General features: G+C 62.1%; 17 protein-coding genes. 6 read left to right on the plus strand and 11 right to left on the minus strand.

Features of this window, described 5'->3' with window-relative positions:
* Positions 1-369: 369 nt before the first annotated feature.
* From K3F44_RS04235 to K3F44_RS04245, 3 genes are all read right to left on the minus strand, one after another.
* Positions 370-1,959, minus strand: coding sequence for a hypothetical protein (locus K3F44_RS04235; RefSeq protein ID WP_101318471.1), 1,590 nt, complete (start codon positions 1,957-1,959; stop codon positions 370-372).
* Between the two features lie 149 nt (positions 1,960-2,108).
* Entirely contained in the window at positions 2,109-2,603 is a 495-nt protein-coding gene (locus tag K3F44_RS04240) for a DUF934 domain-containing protein (RefSeq protein ID WP_101318473.1), read from the minus strand.
* On the minus strand, positions 2,587-4,239 hold the full coding sequence (locus tag K3F44_RS04245) for a nitrite/sulfite reductase (protein ID WP_220633384.1): 1,653 nt from the start codon (positions 4,237-4,239) through the stop codon (positions 2,587-2,589). The genes K3F44_RS04240 and K3F44_RS04245 overlap by 17 nt, the downstream gene beginning before the upstream one ends.
* Positions 4,240-4,450: 211 nt before the next feature.
* Between K3F44_RS04245 and K3F44_RS04250 the strand changes: the two genes are divergently transcribed.
* The gene (locus tag K3F44_RS04250) at positions 4,451-5,527 is read left to right on the plus strand and encodes an ABC transporter substrate-binding protein (protein WP_220633385.1); all 1,077 of its coding nucleotides are present in this window, start codon (positions 4,451-4,453) and stop codon (positions 5,525-5,527) included.
* Positions 5,528-5,799: 272 nt separating this feature from the next.
* Here the strand turns inward: K3F44_RS04250 and K3F44_RS04255 are convergent, their stop codons facing one another.
* On the minus strand, positions 5,800-6,018 hold the full coding sequence (locus tag K3F44_RS04255; RefSeq protein ID WP_101318479.1) for a DUF2970 domain-containing protein: 219 nt from the start codon (positions 6,016-6,018) through the stop codon (positions 5,800-5,802).
* An 86-nt stretch (positions 6,019-6,104) separates the two neighbouring features.
* Positions 6,105-9,812 (minus strand): methionine synthase, encoded by a 3,708-nt coding sequence (metH, locus tag K3F44_RS04260; RefSeq protein ID WP_150569582.1) that lies wholly within the window; start codon positions 9,810-9,812, stop codon positions 6,105-6,107.
* A gap of 164 nt (positions 9,813-9,976) precedes the next feature.
* Here metH and K3F44_RS04265 point away from each other — a divergent pair, with 164 nt between their 5' ends.
* The 5 genes from K3F44_RS04265 to K3F44_RS04285 all read left to right on the plus strand — a co-directional run bounded on the left by K3F44_RS04265 (position 9,977) and on the right by K3F44_RS04285 (position 15,435).
* A complete protein-coding gene (locus K3F44_RS04265; protein WP_220633386.1) occupies positions 9,977-12,286 on the plus strand; it encodes a fatty acid cis/trans isomerase in 2,310 nt (769 codons plus the stop codon).
* A 142-nt stretch (positions 12,287-12,428) separates the two neighbouring features.
* Positions 12,429-13,463, plus strand: a complete 1,035-nt coding sequence (locus K3F44_RS04270) for an acyltransferase (protein WP_220633387.1) — start codon at positions 12,429-12,431, stop codon at positions 13,461-13,463.
* A gap of 58 nt (positions 13,464-13,521) precedes the next feature.
* Entirely contained in the window at positions 13,522-14,106 is a 585-nt protein-coding gene (gene nfuA, locus K3F44_RS04275; RefSeq protein ID WP_101318487.1) for a Fe-S biogenesis protein NfuA, read from the plus strand.
* 234 nt (positions 14,107-14,340) lie between these two features.
* Positions 14,341-14,946: an SCO family protein gene (locus K3F44_RS04280; RefSeq protein ID WP_101318489.1), complete on the plus strand. Its 606-nt coding sequence runs from the start codon at positions 14,341-14,343 to the stop codon at positions 14,944-14,946.
* Positions 14,947-14,952: 6 nt separating this feature from the next.
* Positions 14,953-15,435, plus strand: a complete 483-nt coding sequence (locus tag K3F44_RS04285; protein WP_101322982.1) for a copper chaperone PCu(A)C — start codon at positions 14,953-14,955, stop codon at positions 15,433-15,435.
* Between the two features lie 68 nt (positions 15,436-15,503).
* Here K3F44_RS04285 and K3F44_RS04290 read toward each other — a convergent pair whose 3' ends face one another.
* From K3F44_RS04290 to K3F44_RS04315, 6 genes are all read right to left on the minus strand, one after another.
* Complete coding sequence (locus tag K3F44_RS04290) at positions 15,504-15,731, minus strand: hypothetical protein (RefSeq protein ID WP_101318491.1); 228 nt, start codon at positions 15,729-15,731, stop codon at positions 15,504-15,506.
* A 60-nt stretch (positions 15,732-15,791) separates the two neighbouring features.
* Positions 15,792-16,625, minus strand: coding sequence for an AraC family transcriptional regulator (locus K3F44_RS04295; RefSeq protein ID WP_101318493.1), 834 nt, complete (start codon positions 16,623-16,625; stop codon positions 15,792-15,794).
* Complete coding sequence (locus K3F44_RS04300) at positions 16,622-16,936, minus strand: AzlD domain-containing protein (protein WP_101318495.1); 315 nt, start codon at positions 16,934-16,936, stop codon at positions 16,622-16,624. Before K3F44_RS04300 ends, K3F44_RS04295 begins: the two co-directional genes overlap by 4 nt.
* Complete coding sequence (locus K3F44_RS04305) at positions 16,933-17,634, minus strand: AzlC family ABC transporter permease (protein WP_220633388.1); 702 nt, start codon at positions 17,632-17,634, stop codon at positions 16,933-16,935. Before K3F44_RS04305 ends, K3F44_RS04300 begins: the two co-directional genes overlap by 4 nt.
* 92 nt (positions 17,635-17,726) lie before the next feature.
* Positions 17,727-18,371, minus strand: coding sequence for a hypothetical protein (locus tag K3F44_RS04310; RefSeq protein ID WP_103438744.1), 645 nt, complete (start codon positions 18,369-18,371; stop codon positions 17,727-17,729).
* Positions 18,372-18,563: 192 nt separating this feature from the next.
* A complete protein-coding gene (locus tag K3F44_RS04315; protein WP_220633389.1) occupies positions 18,564-19,637 on the minus strand; it encodes a hypothetical protein in 1,074 nt (357 codons plus the stop codon).
* Between the last annotated feature and the right edge of the window lie 13 nt (positions 19,638-19,650).

The following is a 19,650-nucleotide window of genomic DNA, read 5'->3' on the forward strand; positions in this document are numbered from 1 at the left end:
TTCGCCCTGGATGCTGCAGGCATTGGCCGAACGACGGCCACGGCAAAGCGCTGGCACCGAATGGGCCACTGCAACAATAGGCGAGAAGAAGGGAAGGGGATGCAGCGAGCACGTACCCGGCAAAAAACGCGGAAACGGCATACGCCAAAGGAATAGCAAGGCTGCGTGCAACATGGATGGACTCTCGGAAAACAAATGAATGTTCTCCGTATTCGGGATAGCTCCCGGGCGCACGCAGCACACGCCAGGCGGCGAATTATACAGAGTTGGCAGTCAAGGTGGGCGAGGGGTCTGCATCGAAATGTTGCAATGGAGAGCCGCGCTCGAGCATCAGCCCATTGCGGGCGTCTGCTCGAGCGCGGTCAGGCGTTAGCCGCCGATGGCCGCAGTCGACCCTTGCAGCTGCCAGCGGCTGCGCAGCGACTGCAGTGCATCATCAAGGATCGAGATGCCGCTCTGCTCGCGTGCGATGCGCTCCTGGCGGAAGCTGTCGTCCAGTACCGTCAGCAGGCTCTGGCTGCGGCTGCTCGAGCTTGGCGTGGTCACGTCATCGGTCAGGTCGCCATTCACATAAGTACGCACCCGCTCGCTCTGGCTGGCGGATTGCGAGGCGCTGGCTTCGACCAGGCGGCCTTTGTCGAAGGCCAGGCGCGTGCTGCTGCTGGCCTGGTCGTTGATCTCGTGATAGCGGTAGTTCTGCGATTCGCGGTCCAGCCCTAGCTGCATGTTGGTCAGCGGGTTGAGGCCCAGGTGGTAACCCGCTTTCAGTGCGCTCTGCTGATCCTGCTGCACCGAGCGGGTCAGCTGGCCGCCACCTGTAATGCTGGTCGATTGCGACGCGCGGTAATCGAAGCGGTCGGATTCTTCCAGGCGCATCGGGTTGCTCTGCTGCGAGGTCTGGCTGATCGAGGCATTGAAGTCGGCCAGGCCGCTGAGCAGGGCGCGGTCGCTGGCGCTCTGCAACGAGCCACGCTCGGTCACCGCCTGCTTGCCGTCATCGACGGCGTTGAGCTGGGTGAATGCGTCCTTGAACAGGTTCATCAGGTTCTCATCGCCTTTACCGCGCTTTTGCGCGGCGTCGAACTGGCTCAGGTAATTGCTGATGGCGGCCTGGCGCTGGCTGCTACTGCCCAGCTTGGCAGCGTCCGGCGTGTCGAGGTTCATCTGTACGCGCCCGGAGGGGCCGTCCAGTGTCAGGTTGCGCGACTGCTCGTTGACGCTGAGGTCAAAGGTCTGTGGTTCGCCGTTGACGTCCAGCTTGGCGTTCAGTTGCAGGCCGCTGAACAGCGTCGTGTCAAACTTGACCAGGTTACCGAGCTGCAAGCGCGGCGGCACCTGGGTCAGGCCGTCGAGCGCCGATTGGAAGTCGTCGGCCATTGCCGCCAGGCCTTGGAGTTCTTCGTCGTTCAGTTCACCGCCAAGCACCTCGGCGCTCACGGCCAGGCCTTGTGCGCTGCTCGCCAGGGAGAGGTTGACGGTCGCTCCGGAGGCCGTGGTCAGGCTGAATGTCACCCCATTGGTGGGGTGCGAGCGCAGGTTGGCCAGCTGCAATTGCAGGGCAGCCTCATTGGGCTGCTCGCCGCTGGCGATGGTCATGATGGACTGCGAAACGGCCTTGCCGCCATTGCCTGCCAATTGCTCCAGCAGCGCGGCGCCGATGTTCTGGAAGCGGCCACCATTGGACGACGACTGGATGCTGTTCATCAGGGCAATGCTGAGCTTGTCCGATCCTTCCCGCTCCCAGACGTGGCGCACCTGCGGGCCAGCCAGAGTACCGTTGGCCAGCGTACCGTTGGCGGTGTAGGTCGGGTCGGGGGTAGCGTCCACCGCCTGGCCGAGGCTGACCGAAGTGCTTGGCGAGGTCAGGGGTTGGCTGGCTTGGGCAACCGCCTGCACTTGAACAGGCGGCGGAGCGTTGTAAATTGGGGTTAGGCGCTGCGCAGCAGTTATCGCATTCATGGTCGGCTTCCGTGCAGATCTAGGGTCTAACCCAAGGTATCGGCACGGTCAGGCAAAACCTTAGCGTTCATGTAGGTATTGGCGGGGCTGCGCCAGCCAGAAACAAATCAGCCCGCCAAAGGGCGGGCTGATTGCTCAAGCACAGACGATCAGCGGCGGCGGAACAGCGGCAGCGGTTCGTCGGTCGCGGCCTGGTAGGTCACCGAAAAATCTTTCAAGCCTTCGAGGGCATCGACGGGGTCTTTGTCAGCGCGAATGGCAAATGCATCGAAGCCGCAGCGCGCCAGGTAGAACAGCTGGTCACGCAGGACATCGCCGATTGCGCGCAGCTCACCCTTGAACTGATAGCGATCACGCAGCAGGCGCGCATTGGAGTAGTTGCGCCCGTCGGTGAAGGCCGGGAAGTTCAGGGCAATTACCTGGAAATGCGCAACGTCGTCACCGATTTCTTCAGCTTCTTCGTCGCTGTCCAGCCATACGCCAAGGCCGCCATCGCGGGCCTTGAGCGCATGGGCGTGATCACGCCAGAGTTGCAGCGGCACGATGTAGTCGTCGCAGTTGGTCAGTTCGTCGAACGAGGCATCCTTGGGCAGCAAGTGCCAGGTTTCGTCGACCAGCTGGTTGTTCTTAATGATTCGCTGCATAGACGCGCTCCTTGAAGGGGTCGATGCCAATACGTTGGTAGGTGTCGATGAAGCGCTCTTCTTCGGTACGTTGTTCAACGTAGACGTCGATCAGCTTCTCGATCACATCGGCCATCTGGTCCTGAGCGAACGATGGGCCGAGGATCTTGCCCAGGCTCGCGTCACGGGCGGCGTTGCCACCCAGCGAGACCTGGTAGAACTCCTCGCCCTTCTTGTCGACACCAAGGATGCCGATGTGGCCGACGTGGTGGTGACCGCAGGCGTTCATGCAACCAGAGATGTTCAGGTCCAGCTCACCGATGTCGAACAGGTAGTCGAGGTCGTCGAAGCGACGCTGGATCGACTCGGCAATCGGGATCGACTTGGCGTTCGCCAGCGAGCAGTAGTCACCACCCGGGCAGCAGATGATGTCGGTCAGCAGGCCGATGTTCGGCGTGGCGAAGCCGCTTTCGCGCAGCTCTTGCCAGAGTGTGTGCAGCTGACGCTGCTCGACATCGGCAAGGATGATGTTCTGCTCGTGCGAGGTCCGCAGGAAGCCGAAGCTGTAGCGCTCGGCCAGATCGGCAACGGCATCCAGCTGCTTGTCGGTGAGGTCGCCCGGGGCAACTCCAGTCGGCTTCAGCGACAGGGTCACGGCCACATAGCCTGGGCGCTTGTGCGCACGGGTGTTGCGCGAACGCCAGCGGGCGAAGCCTGGGAACTCCTGGTCGAGCTCGGCGTAGTCGACGTTTTCCAGCGCCTGGTAGGCCGGGTCGACGAAGTGGCGCGAAACGCGCTCGATCTCGGCTTCGGTCAGGGTCGTGTTGCCACCGCGCAGGTGGGCCATTTCGGCTTCGACCTTTTCCGCGAACACTTGCGGGGTCAGGGCCTTGACCAGGATCTTGATCCGCGCCTTGTACTTGTTGTCACGACGACCGTAACGGTTGTACACGCGCAGGATCGCGTCGAGGTAGCTGATCAGGTCCTGCCACGGCAGGAACTCGTTGATGAACGAGCCAACCACCGGGGTACGCCCCAGGCCGCCGCCGACCAACACGCGGAAGCCCAGTTCGCCGGCTTCGTTGTGCACCGGCTCCAGGCCGATATCGTGCACTTCGATGGCCGCGCGGTCGTCCTTCGAGCCGTTCACGGCAATCTTGAACTTGCGCGGCAGGTAGGCGAATTCGGGGTGGAAGGTGGTCCACTGACGGATGATCTCGCACCATGGGCGCGGATCGATCAGCTCGTCGGCGGCGACGCCGGCAAACTGGTCGGTGGTGGTGTTGCGCAGGCAGTTGCCGCTGGTCTGGATCGCGTGCATCTGCACGGTGGCCAGCTCGGCAAGGATGTCCGGGATGTCTTCCAGCGCCGGCCAGTTGTACTGGACGTTCTGCCGGGTGCTGATGTGCGCATAGCCCTTGTCGTAGTCGCGGGCGATCTTCGCCAGCACACGCACTTGCGTCGAGTTGAGTTGGCCGTAAGGCACGGCCACCCGCAACATCGGGGCGAAACGTTGGACATACAGGCCGTTCTGCAGGCGCAGAGGGCGGAATTCTTCTTCGCTCAGTTCACCGGCCAGATAGCGGCGGGTCTGATCACGGAACTGCTTGACGCGGTCCTCGATGATCCGCTGATCGTACTCGTCGTATACGTACATAAAAGTCCTGTCTCAGGCTGCATGCAGCTAATCGCGCGCACGGCCGCGCACTCCGGTTCGGAGCCGGGGAACGATATCAGGTTGCATTTATGCGCTAAAGTGATGTTTTTGCATATGAAAAGAACTAAACGGACTAAGTGAGACTGACTGGCATTTATTCCAGGCGTCTGCGCTGGGTATAATCCGCGCTTTGCTCCACAGAGATGCACCCATGTTCAAAGCGCTGTGCCAGAGTCTGTGCCTGTTTCTGCCGTTATCGGCCGGTGCGCAGGCGGCGTCCGTGGTGTTTCTCAACCCGGGTCATGCCAACGAGAACTTCTGGGTGGGATACACGCGCTTCATGCAGGCCGCGGCTGACGATCTCGGCATGCAGCTGCGGGTGGAATACAGTGAGCGCCGCGCCGATCTGGTGTTGAGCCAGGCGCGGGCTATCTTGAGCGGGCCGCAGCGCCCCGACTATCTGGTGCTGGTCAACGAGCTGTATGTGGCTCCGGAGATCATTCGCCTGTCCCGCGACAGCGGCGTGCAGCTGTTTCTGGTCAACAACGGCCTGACCGATAACCAGCTCGAGAGCGTCCGGGCACAACCGGACAAATACCCGCCAGTGCTGGGCACGCTGACCAGTAACGATGAGCAGGCCGGTTACCAGATGCTGCGCGAGATGGTCGCGAAGTTGCCGCCATCGGACGAGCCGATCGACCTGCTGGCATTTGCCGGCGTCAAGACCACCCCGGCCTCGCAACTCCGCGAGCAGGGCATGCGCCGGGCCTTGGCCGATCACCCGCAGGTGCGCTTGCGCCAGGTGGTATACGGCGGCTGGAACCGCGAGCGCGCGTTCGAGCAAGCGCAGCTGCTGCTCGAGCGCTATCCGCAAGCGCAGTTGGTGTGGTCGGCCAATGACGAAATGGCTTTTGGAGCGATGCAGGCGTTCGAGGCAGCGGGGCGCAAACCTGGCGTCGATGTGCTGTTCGGCGCGGTCAACAGCTCGCCTGAAGCGCTGCGCGCGCGTATCGACGGGCGCCTCAGCGTATTGATGGGCGGCCATTTCACTGTCGGCGGCTGGGCCATGGTCATGCTGCATGACCACGCCCAGGGCATCGCCATCAATCGCGACGGTGGCGGCGAATACAGCTTGCCGGTGCTGCAGTCAATCGATCAGGCCAAGGCGCGGCGCTGGCTGGCCCTGCAGGAGGGCGACGATTATGGTCTGGACTTCCACCGTTTCAGCGCCGAAGGGCGACCAGCCGATTATCGTTACCCGTTTCTGACGTCACCGGTCGACTATTGAAAGACCCTGCTTGAATCAAGGGCATTGCTCGACTTAACTGCTGGTGGTGTATGTGCATTCCCATAACCACTACAAGAGGCAATGCAATGGGTAACTCCACCAAGCTGCGCAAAAGCGACAGCAGTGTCGATGCCTGGGCGATCCTGTGTCTGATCGTGCTGGTCGTCGTCACTGCGGTGTACTGGGTCAGCCATCAGTAGCGCATCACTGCTGTCGACCGTGATTGCAACCTGAACCGCCCGTGGCAGGCACCGCCACGGGCGGCTTGCCTTTCAACGGGCGGTCAGGTGCATGGCCAGTTGCACCAGGCCAATCAGCACCAGTACGAATACCAGCGTGAACAGCACGCCCAGGGCGATGAAATGGCTGGCCTTGCCATGAGTGAAGTCGCGAGCGCGGTTCTTGCCGCTCTGCACGCCCAGGGCAGCGGCAAGCACGCTGTGCAGCATCTGCCAGAAGGTCGGCGGTTTGCCTTGGCTGGGGTCGTCCATGCTGGCCTCCTGTAGGTAGCGCAGGCGATCAGTGCACAGTGTAGACCTTCAGCAGGCAGGGGCCGCGCAGCAGCCCCTGGCACGCTTTAGTTGTCGTAACCCAGATTAGGTGCCAACCAGCGCTCGGTGACATTCAGCGCCTGGCCTTTGCGCTCGCTGTAGCGCTCGACCTGGTCCTTGTCGATCTTGCCCACGGCAAAGTACTGCGCCTTGGGGTGGGCAAAGTACCAACCGCTGACCGCTGCCGCCGGGAACATCGCGAAGTGCTCGGTAAGGAACACACCACTCTGGCCGGTCTCGCCAATGGCCGTGCCGTCGAGCAGGCGGAACAGGGTTTCCTTCTCGGTGTGGTCTGGGCACGCTGGGTAGCCCGGGGCAGGGCGGATACCGCTGTACTGCTCCTTGATCAGCGCATCGTTGTCCAAGTGCTCATCACGGGCATAACCCCAGTAGTCCTTGCGCACCTGCTCGTGCAGCCACTCGGCGCAGGCCTCGGCGAGGCGGTCGGCGAGCGCCTTGACCATGATCGAGCTGTAGTCGTCGCCCTTGTCCTGATAAGCCTTGGCCACTTCCTCGGCGCCGATGCCGGCGGTAGTGATGAAGCCGCCGATATAGTCGCTGACGCCGCTGTCCTTCGGTGCGACAAAGTCGGCCAGCGACAGGTTGGGCTTGCCGTCGGGCTTGATCGTCTGCTGGCGCAGGTGGTGCAGTTTGGCCAGCGGTTGGCCATCGGCGCCGTACACTTCGATGTCGTCGTCGGCGACCTGGTTGGCCGGCCAGAAGCCGAACACCGCACGCGCGCTGATCAGCTTCTCGTCGATCAGTTTGTCGAGCATCTCGCGGGCATCCTGATACAGCGCGGTAGCCGCTTCGCCGACCACTTCGTCGGTGAGGATGCGCGGGAACTTGCCGGCCAGGTCCCAGGAGATGAAGAACGGGGTCCAGTCGATGTACTCGGCCAGGGTCCGCAGGTCGATGTCTTCCAGCACCTTGACGCCGGTGAAGGAGGGCACTGCCGGGGTGTACTCGGCCCAGTCGTATTTGGGCTTGGCAGCAATCGCCTGGGCGTAGCTGAGGCGTTCGGTGCGGGCACTGCGGTTGGCGGTGCGTTCACGGACTTCGATGTAGTCCAGGCGAGTGCGCTCGACGAACTCCGGCTTGAGCTCCTTGGACAGCAACTGGGTGGCCACGCCGACCGCACGCGAGGCGTCGGTCACGTAGATCACCGCGTCGTTGGAGTACTTGGGCTCGATCTTCACAGCGGTGTGCGCCTTGGAGGTGGTCGCGCCACCGATCATCAACGGCAGGTGGAAGTCCTGGCGCTGCATTTCGCGGGCGACGTGGACCATTTCGTCCAGCGACGGCGTGATCAGCCCGGACAGGCCAATGATGTCGCACTTCTGCTCGCGGGCGGTCTGCAGGATTTTCTCGGCCGGGACCATCACGCCCATGTCGACGATGTCATAGCCGTTGCAACCGAGCACCACGCCGACGATGTTCTTGCCGATGTCGTGCACGTCGCCCTTGACCGTGGCCATGAGGATCTTGCCCTTGGCTTCGGGCTTGTCGCCTTTTTCCGCTTCGATGAACGGGATCAGGTGGGCCACCGCCTGCTTCATGACGCGGGCCGACTTGACCACCTGTGGCAGGAACATCTTGCCCGCGCCGAACAGGTCGCCGACCACGTTCATGCCGCTCATCAGCGGCCCTTCGATAACCTCGATCGGGCGTGTCGCCAGCTGCCGGCATTCTTCGGTGTCTTCGACGATGAACGCAGTGATGCCTTTGACCAGTGCGTGTTCGAGGCGCTTGCCGACCGGCAGCGAGCGCCACTCTTCGTTCTCGACCTCTTTGGTGGCGCCGCCGCCCTTGTAGTCGTCGGCAATCGCCAGCAACGCGTCGGTGCCTTCGGGGGTGCGGTTGAGCACCACGTCCTCGACCTTCTCACGCAGCGCAGGCGGGATCTCGTCGTAGATCTCCAGCTGGCCGGCGTTGACGATACCCATGGTCAGGCCATTCTGGATCGCGTGGTAGAGGAACACCGAGTGAATAGCCTCACGCACCGGGTTGTTGCCACGGAACGAGAACGATACGTTGGAGACGCCGCCACTGGTCAGTGCGTGGGGCAGATGATCGCGAATGAAGGCACAGGCCTCGATGAAGTCGACGGCATAGTTGTTGTGCTCTTCGATGCCGGTGGCAACGGCGAAGATGTTCGGGTCGAAGATGATGTCTTCAGCTGGGAAGCCCACTTCGTTGACCAGAATGTCGTAGCTGCGCTGGCAGATTTCGCGCTTGCGCGCCGCTGTGTCGGCCTGGCCCAGTTCGTCGAAGGCCATTACCACTACCGCTGCGCCATAGCGCTTGCAGAGGCGGGCGTGATGTTTGAAGGCATCTACACCTTCTTTCATCGAGATCGAGTTGACGATGCCCTTGCCCTGGATGCACTTGAGGCCGGCTTCGATCACTTCCCACTTGGACGAGTCGATCATGATCGGCACGCGCGAGATGTCCGGTTCACCGGCAATCAGGTTGAGGAAGCGGACCATGGCAGCCTGGGAGTCGAGCATCCCTTCGTCCATGTTGATGTCGATCACCTGCGCGCCGGCTTCAACCTGCTGCAGGGCGACTTCCAGCGCCTCGGTGTAGTTCTCTTCGCGGATCAGCCGGGCGAACTTGGCCGAACCGGTAATGTTGGTGCGCTCGCCGACGTTGACGAACAACGACTGGCGGTCGATGGTGAATGGTTCCAGGCCCGACAGCCGGCAGGCCTTGGCGATCTCCGGGATGACCCGCGGCGGGTACTTGGCCACGGCCTCGGCAATCGCCTGAATGTGCCCTGGGGTGGTGCCGCAGCAACCGCCGATGATATTGAGAAAGCCGCTGGCGGCAAATTCTTCGACCACTTCGGCCATTTCTGCCGGGGTTTCGTCGTATTCGCCAAAGGCATTCGGCAAGCCGGCGTTGGGGTGCGCAGAAACGTGGGTGTCGGCTTTGGTCGACAGCTCTTCCAGGTACGGGCGCAGGTCTTTGGCGCCGAGGGCGCAGTTGAGGCCGACCGAAATGGGCTTGGCGTGACGCACCGAGTTCCAGAAGGCTTCGGTGGTCTGCCCGGACAAGGTCCGCCCGGAGGCGTCGGTGATGGTCCCGGAGATCATGATCGGCAGCTCGATGCCGTCGTCTTCGAACACCTGCTGCACGGCGAAGATGGCCGCCTTGGCGTTGAGGGTGTCGAAAATGGTTTCGATCAGGATCAGGTCGGCGCCCCCGGCAATCAGCCCGCGGGTCGACTCGATGTAGTTTTCTACCAGCTCGTCGAAGGTGACGTTGCGATAGCCCGGGTCGTTGACGTCGGGCGAAATCGAGCAGGTGCGGCTGGTCGGGCCGAGCACGCCGGCGACGAAGCGCGGCTTGTCTGGCGTCTCCAGGGTTTTTGCGTCGGCCACCTGGCGGGCAATACGCGCGCCTTCCAGGTTCATCTCATAGGCCAGCGCTTCCATGCCGTAGTCGGCCTGGGAAATCTGCGTGGCGTTGAACGTGTTGGTTTCGAGGATATCGGCGCCAGCGTCGAGGTAGGCTTTCTCGATCGCGGCAATGATATCGGGCTGGGTCAGCAGCAAAAGATCGTTATTGCCCTTGATGTCACTTGGCCAATCGGCAAAGCGCGTGCCACGATAGTCGTGTTCCTCGAGACGATAGCTTTGGATCATAGTGCCCATGCCTCCGTCGAGGATCAGTATGCGCTCCTTGAGTGCGTGCTGGAGTGCTTGGAGACGAGCGCTACGGTCGGACATAGGACTACCTGGTCGGGCGAAAAACAGAAGGTGCGGAATGATAGCAAAGCTGCGCGGTTTTTAGGTGCGTAGGGCTTTTGCATGAATTTCTCTCATGTTTACGCATCCCGCCGGCCCGTTAGATACACCGTGATGGCTTTATTCGAAACCAGGACATTCGGCACATGATTCACCGCTGTTTACTTGCCCTAGCTGGCACGCTGGCCCTGTCGGTCAGCAGCATGGCGCTGGGGCAGGCCCCGCAATCGAGCCCGGCAATCTCCTACACCCGGGACATTCAGCCGATCTTTACCAACAAGTGTGTGGCCTGCCACGCCTGCAACGACGCTGCCTGCCAGCTCAACCTGGGCAGTGCCGACGGCGCCCAGCGCGGCGCCTCCAAGGTGCCGGTGTATCAAGGCGACCGCAGCCAGGCGGTGCCGACCACGCGTTTGTTCTATGACGCCCATAGCGAGCAGGCCTGGCGCAAGCAGGGCTTCTATTCGGTGCTCGACGGCCAGGGCAGTCAGGCGGCGCTGATGGCGCGCATGCTCGAGTTGGGCCACAAGACGCCGCTGACGCCCAACGCCAAACTGCCCGAGAGCATTGTGCTGGGCCTCAATCGCAACAATATGTGCCCGTTGCCCCATGAATTCGATGCCTACGCCGGTGTTCATCCTGCCGAAGGTATGCCCCTGGCCGTCACCGGCCTGACCGATCAGGAACACCAGACCCTGCAGCGCTGGCTGGCAGCCGGTGCGCCGGTCGATGCCCAGGCGCTACAGCCGAGCGCTGCGGAAGCCAGCCAGATCGCCGAGTGGGAAGCGTTGCTAAACCGCCCAGGCTCATCCGAGGCGTTGATCGGTCGCTGGCTGTACGAACATCTGTTTCTTGCCCATATCGACTTCGTGGGTGGCCAGCCTGGGCACTTCTTCCAGTGGGTGCGTTCGCGCACGCCCAGCGGTCAGCCGGCCGACATCATCGCCACTCGCCGACCCAACGACCCGCCCGGTACTGACTTCTATTACCGGTTGGTCCCGGTGCAAGGCGTGATCGTTCACAAAACGCACATCAGCTACCCGCTCGGGCCGCAGAAGCTCAAACGGGTCAAGCAGCTGTTCTATAGTGGCGACTGGCATGCCACCTCATTGCCAGGCTATGGCCCAAGGCACCGGGCCAACCCGTTCGAGACCTTCGAAGCGATCCCGGCGGTGGCGCGCTACCAGTTCATGCTGGATAACGCCGAGTACTTCGTGCGCACGTTCATCCGCGGGCCGGTCTGCCGTGGGCAGATTGCCACCGATGTGATTCGCGACAACTTCTGGGCATTGTTCCAGGAGCCTGCACATGACCTGTACATCACCGACGCACGTTATCGCGGTGAGGCGACGCCGTTGTTGGCCATGCCCGGCCAGATCGACGACGTTGGCAGCGTGATCAGCCTCTGGCATTCCTACCGCGACAAGCGTAACGAATACGAAAAGCTGCGCCGCGAAGCCTATGCTGAGGCCCCCGCGCCGAGCTGGTCGACCTTGTGGGCCGGTAATGACAACGCGCTGCTGAGCATCTTCCGCCACTTCGACAGCGCCTCGGTGAGCAAAGGCTTGATCGGCGACGTGCCACTGACTAGCTGGCTGTTCGACTACCCGCTGCTTGAGCGCACCTATTACCAACTGGCGGTCAACTTCGATGTGTTCGGCAACGTCTCGCACCAGTTGCAGACCCGGCTCTACTTCGACCTGATCCGTAACGGCGCCGAGGTCAATTTCCTGCGGTTGATGCCCGCTGACCAGCGCGGCGCGATCCTCAGCGATTGGTACCAGACCACCGGCAAGGTCAAGATGTGGCTGGATTACGAAGACATCGACACCGATACGGCAAGCGCTTTCAAGCTCGACGAACGTGACCCCAAGCGCGACTTCGGTCTGCAATTGCTGCAGCGCACCAAGAGCCTCAATGTCACGCCCGACCCGATCAACCGCTGCCAGGGCGCGTACTGCTCGCGGCCGCAGATGAGCGCCGAGTTTCGCGATGTCGAGCAGAGCCTCAGCCGCTTGGTATCACGTCCTGCCGCAGGCCTGAGGGTAATCAATCAGCTGCCCGAAGCGAGCATGCTGCGTATTGAGGGGCAGGGTGGGCAACGCCAGGTCTACAGCCTGCTGCGCAACCGTGCGCACAGCAACGTGGCGTTCCTGCTGGGTGAGGAATCGCGCTATCAGCCGGGTCTGGACACCCTGACCCTGGTGCCGGGCGTGCTCAGCAGCTACCCCAATTTCATCTTCAACATCCCGGCCAGCGATGTCCCGGAGTGGGTCGAAGACATGGAAGCTGCGCGCGACGATCCGGCCAAGTTCGAGCGCATCGTCATGCGTTGGGGCGTGCGCCGCAGTCACCCGCAGTTCTGGCAGTACTTCCACGATCTGAATACCTTTATCCAGGAGACCGATCCGCTGGAAGCGGGGGTGCTGGACATGAACCGCTATGAAAACCTGTGAGTTGACCGCCCGGCAGGAGGGCTGATCTTTTCATCGATGTCGTGGTCCCAATAGCAAGTGGTCTGTGGTTCGGCTCGCCGCTCTCGGTGGCGCGTCTGCGCCGAACCCCAGGCTTGAATGCACCAGGACCACAGGGCATTGCATGTTGTACTCGCTTCAGGCAATTCGGGCGTTCGCCGCCTGGGTGGTGGTTTGCCACCATTTCATGCAGATATTTTTCGACTTCCACGCCAGCGGCCCCGTTGGCGCCCTGCTCGCCGAGCGCGGCGCAGTTGGGGTGGATATCTTTTTTGTGATCAGCGGGTTGGTGATCTACCTGTCGACCCGTGACAAGGACATCGTCCCCAGTCAGTTTCTGCTCAACCGCGCGTTGCGCATCATACCCGCCTACTGGTTTTACACCGCTCTGATGGCCCTGCTGCTGTTCGGCGCCAGCCGCTGGATGCCGCATCAGGTGTTCGACTGGCAGCATTTGCTGCTGTCGTTGCTGTTCATCCCGGCAGAAAACCCCGGCGGCTACGGCATGTATCCAACGCTCAATGTGGGCTGGACACTGAATTTCGAGATGTTCTTCTATCTGCTGTTCGGCCTCGCCTTCATGGTACGTCGGCGTCTGCACCTGCTGCTGGTCACGGCCGCGCTGTTGCTGGTCAGCGAAGTTCTGGGGCGGCTGGGGGTGGTCAGCCACTTCTACAACAACGGCATCATCTACGAATTTCTGTTAGGGATCGGCCTGGGCGTGCTCTACCGCCGAGGTCTGATCCGCGAGGGCTTTTGGCTGCCGTTGGCATTGCTGGCGCTGGCCGGGTTTGCCCTATACCGGCTGGATGCGTCGCTGCGCCTGCTGCACTGGGGCCTGCCGAGCGCGCTGGTGGTGCTGGCGTTCATCTCGCTTGAGCCGTATTTCCGTGGCAACCAGCTGCTCAAGATGCTCGGTGACTGCTCCTACTCGGTATATCTGATCCATGTGCTGGTGCTGCATGCTGGCTGGTTCGTCAGCGAGCGCTTTGCACTCAACCCTTATCTGGTCTTCGCCTTCTGCGTGCCGTCCATTGGACTAATGTCGTGGCTGAGCTACCAATGGCTGGAACGCGGCCTGTATCAACGGATGAAGGCCTGGATCGATGCACGTTCGGCGCAGCAGCCAGCCTGGGAGCTATCCCGAGTCAAATGCTAGGACTTTGTTCGGGGCCTGGGTTGGCGTACACTTGCCAGCAAGTCTGTGAGGAACTTCCATGAGCGCTATAACCATTACCGACGCCGCCCATGATTACCTGGCCGATCTGCTCTCCAAGCAGAACACCCCGGGTATCGGCATCCGCGTATTCATTACCCAGCCAGGCACCCAGTACGCAGAGACGTGCATTGCCTACTGCAAGCCGGGCGAAGAGAAGCCAGAGGACACTGCCCTCGGCTTGAAAAGCTTCACGGCCTACATCGACGCCGTCAGCGAACCGTTTCTGGATGACGCGCTGGTCGACTACGCCACCGACCGTATGGGCGGCCAGCTGACCATCAAGGCGCCAAACGCCAAAGTGCCGATGGTCAACGAAGACAGCCCGATCAACGAGCGCATCAACTACTACCTGCAAACCGAGATCAATCCAGGGCTGGCCAGCCACGGTGGCGCAGTGAGCCTGATCGACGTAGTTGACGACGGCATTGCCGTCCTGCAGTTCGGTGGTGGTTGCCAAGGCTGCGGCCAGGCCGACGTGACCCTCAAGGACGGCATTGAGCGCACCTTGCTCGAACGCATTCCTGAGCTCAAGGGCGTGCGCGATGTGACCGACCACACCCAGAAAGAAAACGCCTACTACTGATAGCGGTAGTGGTGCGCAAGCAGACCCGGGCAGCAACGCCCGGGTCGCGCTTCTAGCAACAATCTGTTACTGATTCAACCCCCGCGACAACAGGTCGCAGCCGCGTATTACAAGGGCTGCAGGCCGATCACCGGCTTTGTTGGGTAGATAGCCAACAGAGGTCATGCCAGAATGCCGCGGCTTTTTGACCGGCCCTGCCCAGGGGCTGGCACCTTCCCTGTAAAGGATGGTTCCATGACTGATCTGTTGAGCCGGCGTGCCGTTGTCGCCGGCATGGGCGTACTCGGGCTTGGCCTGTTGGCCGGTTGCAACCCGGCGCGCGGCCTTGATTTCAAGTACGGCAAGAACATGAGCAACGAAATCCTCGGCCGTTCGTTCCGCCTGACCGATAGCCAAGGCAACGTGCGGACCTTGTCGAGCTTCTACGGCACCATGCCGATGATCTTCTTCGGCTTCACCCAGTGCCCGGCCGTGTGCCCGACTGCGCTGGCGCGTGCCGCCCAGATCAAGAAGCTGATGGGCCGCGATGCTGGCTTCTTGCAGGTGGTATTCATCACCCTCGACCCTGAACGCGATACGCCCGAAGTGCTTGACGCTTATGTCAAGGCATTCGACCCATCGTTCACGGCCCTGACCGGTACGCCGGAAGAGATCGCCGCGGTTGCGCGGGAGTTCAAGGTGTTCTACGAAAAGGTCCCCACCGGCGACACGTACACCATCTCCCACTCGTCCACCAGCTACGTCTACGATTCGCGCAGCACACTGCGCCTGAGCCTGGGGCATTCCCTGAATGCCAAGGAATGCACAGAAGACCTGCTTACCCTGATGGAGATCTGCTAAATGGCAATTTCGCTGCAACCGATCAAGCGCGGCCTGGCCGCTCTGGCACTGATGGGCATGGCGCTGCCGGCCCTGGCCGAGACCAGCGTCAGCGATGCCTGGGTGCGGGCAACCGTGCCGCAGCAGCATGCTACCGGCGCCTTCATGGTGCTGACTGCCACCACCGACAGCAAATTGGTCGGGGTCGCTTCGCCAGTAGCCAAGGACGTGCAAGTGCATGAGATGACCATGAACGGTGACGTCATGGGCATGCGCCAGGTCAAGTCGATCGAGCTGCCTGCCGGCAAAGCCGTGAGCCTGGATCCGAACGGCTACCATGTGATGCTGATGGGCCTGCATGAGCAGGTCAAGGAAGGCACCCAAGTGCCGCTGACGCTGACCATCGAAGACGCCAAGGGCGCCAAGCAGACCTTGCAGGTCCAGGCGCCCGTGCGTGGCCTGACAGCCGATGGCAACACTGGTGGCCACGAGCACGCGCATCAGCACTGACAGCTGCCGGAGCTATTCGCTCAGTAAAGAAAGCCGCTCCCTGGAGAGCGGCTTTTTTTTGCCGAGAATCAACCGCGAAAACGTGGCAGCGGGCGGTCGGTCTTCAGCGAGGTCAGCGTTTTGCGCACCTGTGCTTCTTCAGCCTCCAGTGCCCGCAAGCTGTCGCGGATCTTGCCGGCTGCGGGCACATCACCCTGCCGGTCGATCCAAGCGGCAATTTCCTTGCACGCGCTGGTCAAGTGGGTTTGGCGCTGATTCATCAACGTCAGCAGGGTGTTGAGCTCTTTTGCAGACATGGCAGGTTCCTCCGTTCAGCGCTTGAAGTGTAGCAGCGCTGGCAGAATTTGCCGGGCGCCTCAGCGGCTCAGGCAGGCGCTGCGGTAGGCGCCAGGGGTGACGCCGTAGGCCTGCTTGAACTGGCGGTTGAGATGGCTTTGATCGGCAAAGCCCAGGGCGAACGCGGCATCGGCAGCGGCCATGCCACCCTTGAGCAGCTCCCGCGCGCGGGCCAGGCGCCGTTGCTTGAGCCAGCTGTGCGGGGGCAGGCCGGTGGCTCGGCAGAATACCCGGGCAAAGTGAAAGGCAGACAAGTTAACCGCCGCCGCCAACGCTTCCAACGAAGGCGGGTTGGCGAGCTGGCTTTCCAGCAGCTCACGAGCGCGGGCGACAGCCAGCGGCTCACGGCCTGGATCGCGTGGCGCGCTGCACTGGCCGTGGCGCTGGGCCAGGGCCAGCACCGCTTGGCGCCAGGCAGTCTGCTGTTGCAAGGCGCTAGCCCCGGCTTCCGAGAGCTGGTGCAACTGACTGAACGCCGCCGCCAGGGCGGGATCATTGATCACGCTCTGCTGAAAGTACGGCATGCCCTGGCCGCTCAGTTCCAGCTCGTCGAGCACGCCCGTAACTCGTGCCTGCTCGGGATAAAAGCCCCGATAACGCCAGCCGGTCTCGTGCGCAGTAGCGCCGGTGTGCAGTTCGTCGGGGTTGATCAGGACCATGCTGCCCACCGGCGCCAGGTGCTCGCTGCCACGGTGCCAGAAGCGCTGCGCGCCCGATTCGATCACGGTGAACACATAGCCTTCATGCACATGCGGGGCAAACCGTTGCTGCACATAACGCGCGTGCAGCATCTCGACGTCGCCAAGTGCCGGCGCCTGCCAGAGGTGGGTTTGTTCACGCAGGGGTGTGCTCATGCCAGCCAGCTGCGCAGCAGGAAGAAGATCAACATGCTTACCAGCATGCTCAGCAGCACACTGCGGGTCAACAGCACCAGCGCCACAGCCACCACCGAACCGAGCAGGTACGGATTGGTCAGGCTCAGGTCAAGCTGGTGCTCAGGCAGAAAGATGATTGGCCCGCAGATGGCTGTGAGCATGCCGGGTACGGCAAAACCGAGAAACTGCCGTGCGTTGGAGCTCAGGCGCAGCGGTAAACGCGGTTCGAGAAACGCGTAGCGGTTGAGAAATACCAGCAGGCCCATGCCCAGGATCAACAACCAGATCATGCCCGTGCTCCAGCCAGTTTTTGACAGACAAAGCCTGCACCCATGCTCAGCAACCCTGCTGCAATCAATGCGGTCTCCCAGTGCCAGTAGGTGAACAGCACCGAGCTGAACAGCGATACCAGCACGCACACCAATGCCGGCACGTTGCGCACGGTGGGCGCTATCAGGGCAACGAAGGTGGCGACGATGGAGAAATCCAGGCCCAGTTGGTCCAGGTGCGGGATGTTCTGGCCGAGCACAATGCCGGCCAAGGTAAACAGGTTCCACGCCACGTAGAAGGTCAGGCCAACGCCCAAGGCATACCAGCGGTTGAACTGCTGTTGGTCGTAGTGGCTGGTCAGCGCAAAAAATTCATCGGTGAGCAGGAAACCCAGGCCCAGCCGCCAGCGCAATGGCTGGCCCGACAGCAGCGGGCGCATCGACAGCCCGTAGAGCAAATGTTGGGAGGTCAGCAGCAAGGTCGTGAGCAGGATCGACAGCAGGCTGGCGCCACCCTTGAGCATCCCGATCGCCACCAACTGCGCTGCACCGGCAAACACGATCGCCGACAGGCCTTGGCCTTGCCATGGGCTGAGGTTCGCCTCGATGGCCATCGAGCCTGCCAGCAGGCCCCAGGGAGCAACCGCCAGCGACAGCGGCAGGCTGGCAATGGCACCGTGGAGAAAGGCGTGGCGAGTGATTGGCTGACTGCTGGGCATGATGACGGCTGCAAACAACAAGGCAGCGCAGCATGGCAGAACAGCTCAAGGCTGGCTTGAACGATCTTGCTCGTCTACGGCCAGCCTGTGCTTCAGCGATTGCTGGTCAGGCGTTGCTGCGCAGCGGCGCAGCCGTTGATCTCTACTGCCTTCTGCAGCAGTGTCTGCCGATGCTGCGGGTCCAGATCACCCAGCAACCGATAGACCTCGGCCTGATAATCGCGCTGCCGCCCCCATTGCATCTGCAACCCTTGTGGCTGGCTGCGGTTACAGGCCAGGCGCACAGCGGGTTGCGGGTAGTACTGCGCGTACAACGTGGCCATGTTGGGGATGGCTTCCATCGCGTCGCGATACGCCGGGCTGGCGTTGTACGGTGGGCACCAGGTCGAAATGGCCGGCGCGGGCGGGGCAAAGCCCTGCTGCAGGCTGGCCTCGAGCAAGGGGCAGGCGGCGTCGGGAATCTGCGCGGCAGGCAGGTAGGTCATGTAATACAGCGCCAGCCGGTATTGCGCCACCGGATGCCCCAGCGCCACCGACTTTTTCAGCAACGCCACCGCGGTCGGCAGGGTCTGCGCCAGCGCCTGGCCTTGGCGGCTCAGCTCGGGGTCGCTGTCGGCAACCGAGCGTAGCGGCGAGGGACTGTCGCTCACGCTGTCGGCTTGCTCGAGCAGCGGCAAGGCCTGCCGGTAGAGCAGATCAGCGTGCGGGTCGATCTGGCTCTCAAGCGCGTATGCCATGGGCGCAGCCAGGGCCATGAGCAGGGGCGAGAACAGGACAGCACGCGTGACGATTGAACGTGGCGTGCCGCTGTTGGCAGCGTTGGAGCTTCGATGTTCTTTGCAGATGCGCATATGCCTCGGTAAATCACAGCGATGACCGGCTATTCTAGCCATCCCGAGGCCCATGCCGATAGACCATGGCCGCGTTTATCAGACGAGCTTGATCGGCGTCACCTTGCGCAGACGTTGTTTATCCTGCGCCAAGCCCAGCTTGGCAGTGATCACCTTGGCCAAGGTATTGTTCCCCAAGTCATTGAAATGCAAACGATCTATGAACAGTGACTGGGCGAATACCGGTGAGCTGTCGAGCATGCAATTCATGTCATAACAGGCGACAGAATCGGCTTCGTTCTTGATCCGGCGAAAGAATGCCGAGTGCCGTTCGGCATCGAAAACGCCCGCCAGCAACTGATCGAAGGGTACCGGCTGCTGTTGCAAAGCATCGAGCCTGGCCTGCTCAGCTGCGGGCACCGTATCGCGGCACCAGGGCAGCAGCGGCTGCAAGATGAAGGTGAGGGTGGCATGGCTGTCGGCCAGCAAGCGGTCCCACTGGCGCAAGGTGCGTCCAATACAGTCGGCAGCGCGCATCAGGCGCTTGTCCGCAGGCGGCAGCGACCAGCTCAAGGCAGGCTGCTCGCGGCGTGGCACCAACGCCTGGCGCAAGCGTTGCCAGAGCGAATCGACGCCTTTGCAGGGCGGTGCCTGCAAGGTCTCATTGAAGCTGTTCAGGTATGCCTGACGCGGGTCGGAACCCGTGGCCAGTAACTCGCTGAGGGCCTCCTGGGCCAACGTGTTGAGCCCGCTGAGGATCACCACATGGCCGATCTTGCCCAGCCGATGCTGGTGTGTAAGGAACAGCAGCAGCTCTTGCGTAGCACTCAGCCCGCAGCCAGCCAGGCTCAGCCAGACCTCACCGGTGAGCGCCGACAGGTGCGAGGCAACCGTAGCGTCATCGCCGCTCGCGCCTATGCCAAAAGCGGTCGAGCCGCCCACCAGCAGGTTGACTCGCGCCGTACTGCCACGTTCGGCGGGTGAGTAGCGCTTGCCCGCCCAGTGGCTATAGCGCAAGCCCAATGAATCGGTATTGATGGTGTCCGAGCGATAACCCCGTTCGTGCATGTACAGGGTTTGCGGCAAACGCCGGCTGCCCAGCTGCATAAAGCGCTGGTAGTCCAGTTGCAAAGGAAGCAGTTGGCCGTCCGTGGCGCTATCGATCAGGCTCATCAAACCTCCTCAC

The sequence above is a fragment of the Pseudomonas sp. S07E 245 genome, from assembly GCF_019599025.1.
GTDB classification, from domain to species: Bacteria; Pseudomonadota; Gammaproteobacteria; order Pseudomonadales; family Pseudomonadaceae; genus Aquipseudomonas; species Aquipseudomonas shirazensis.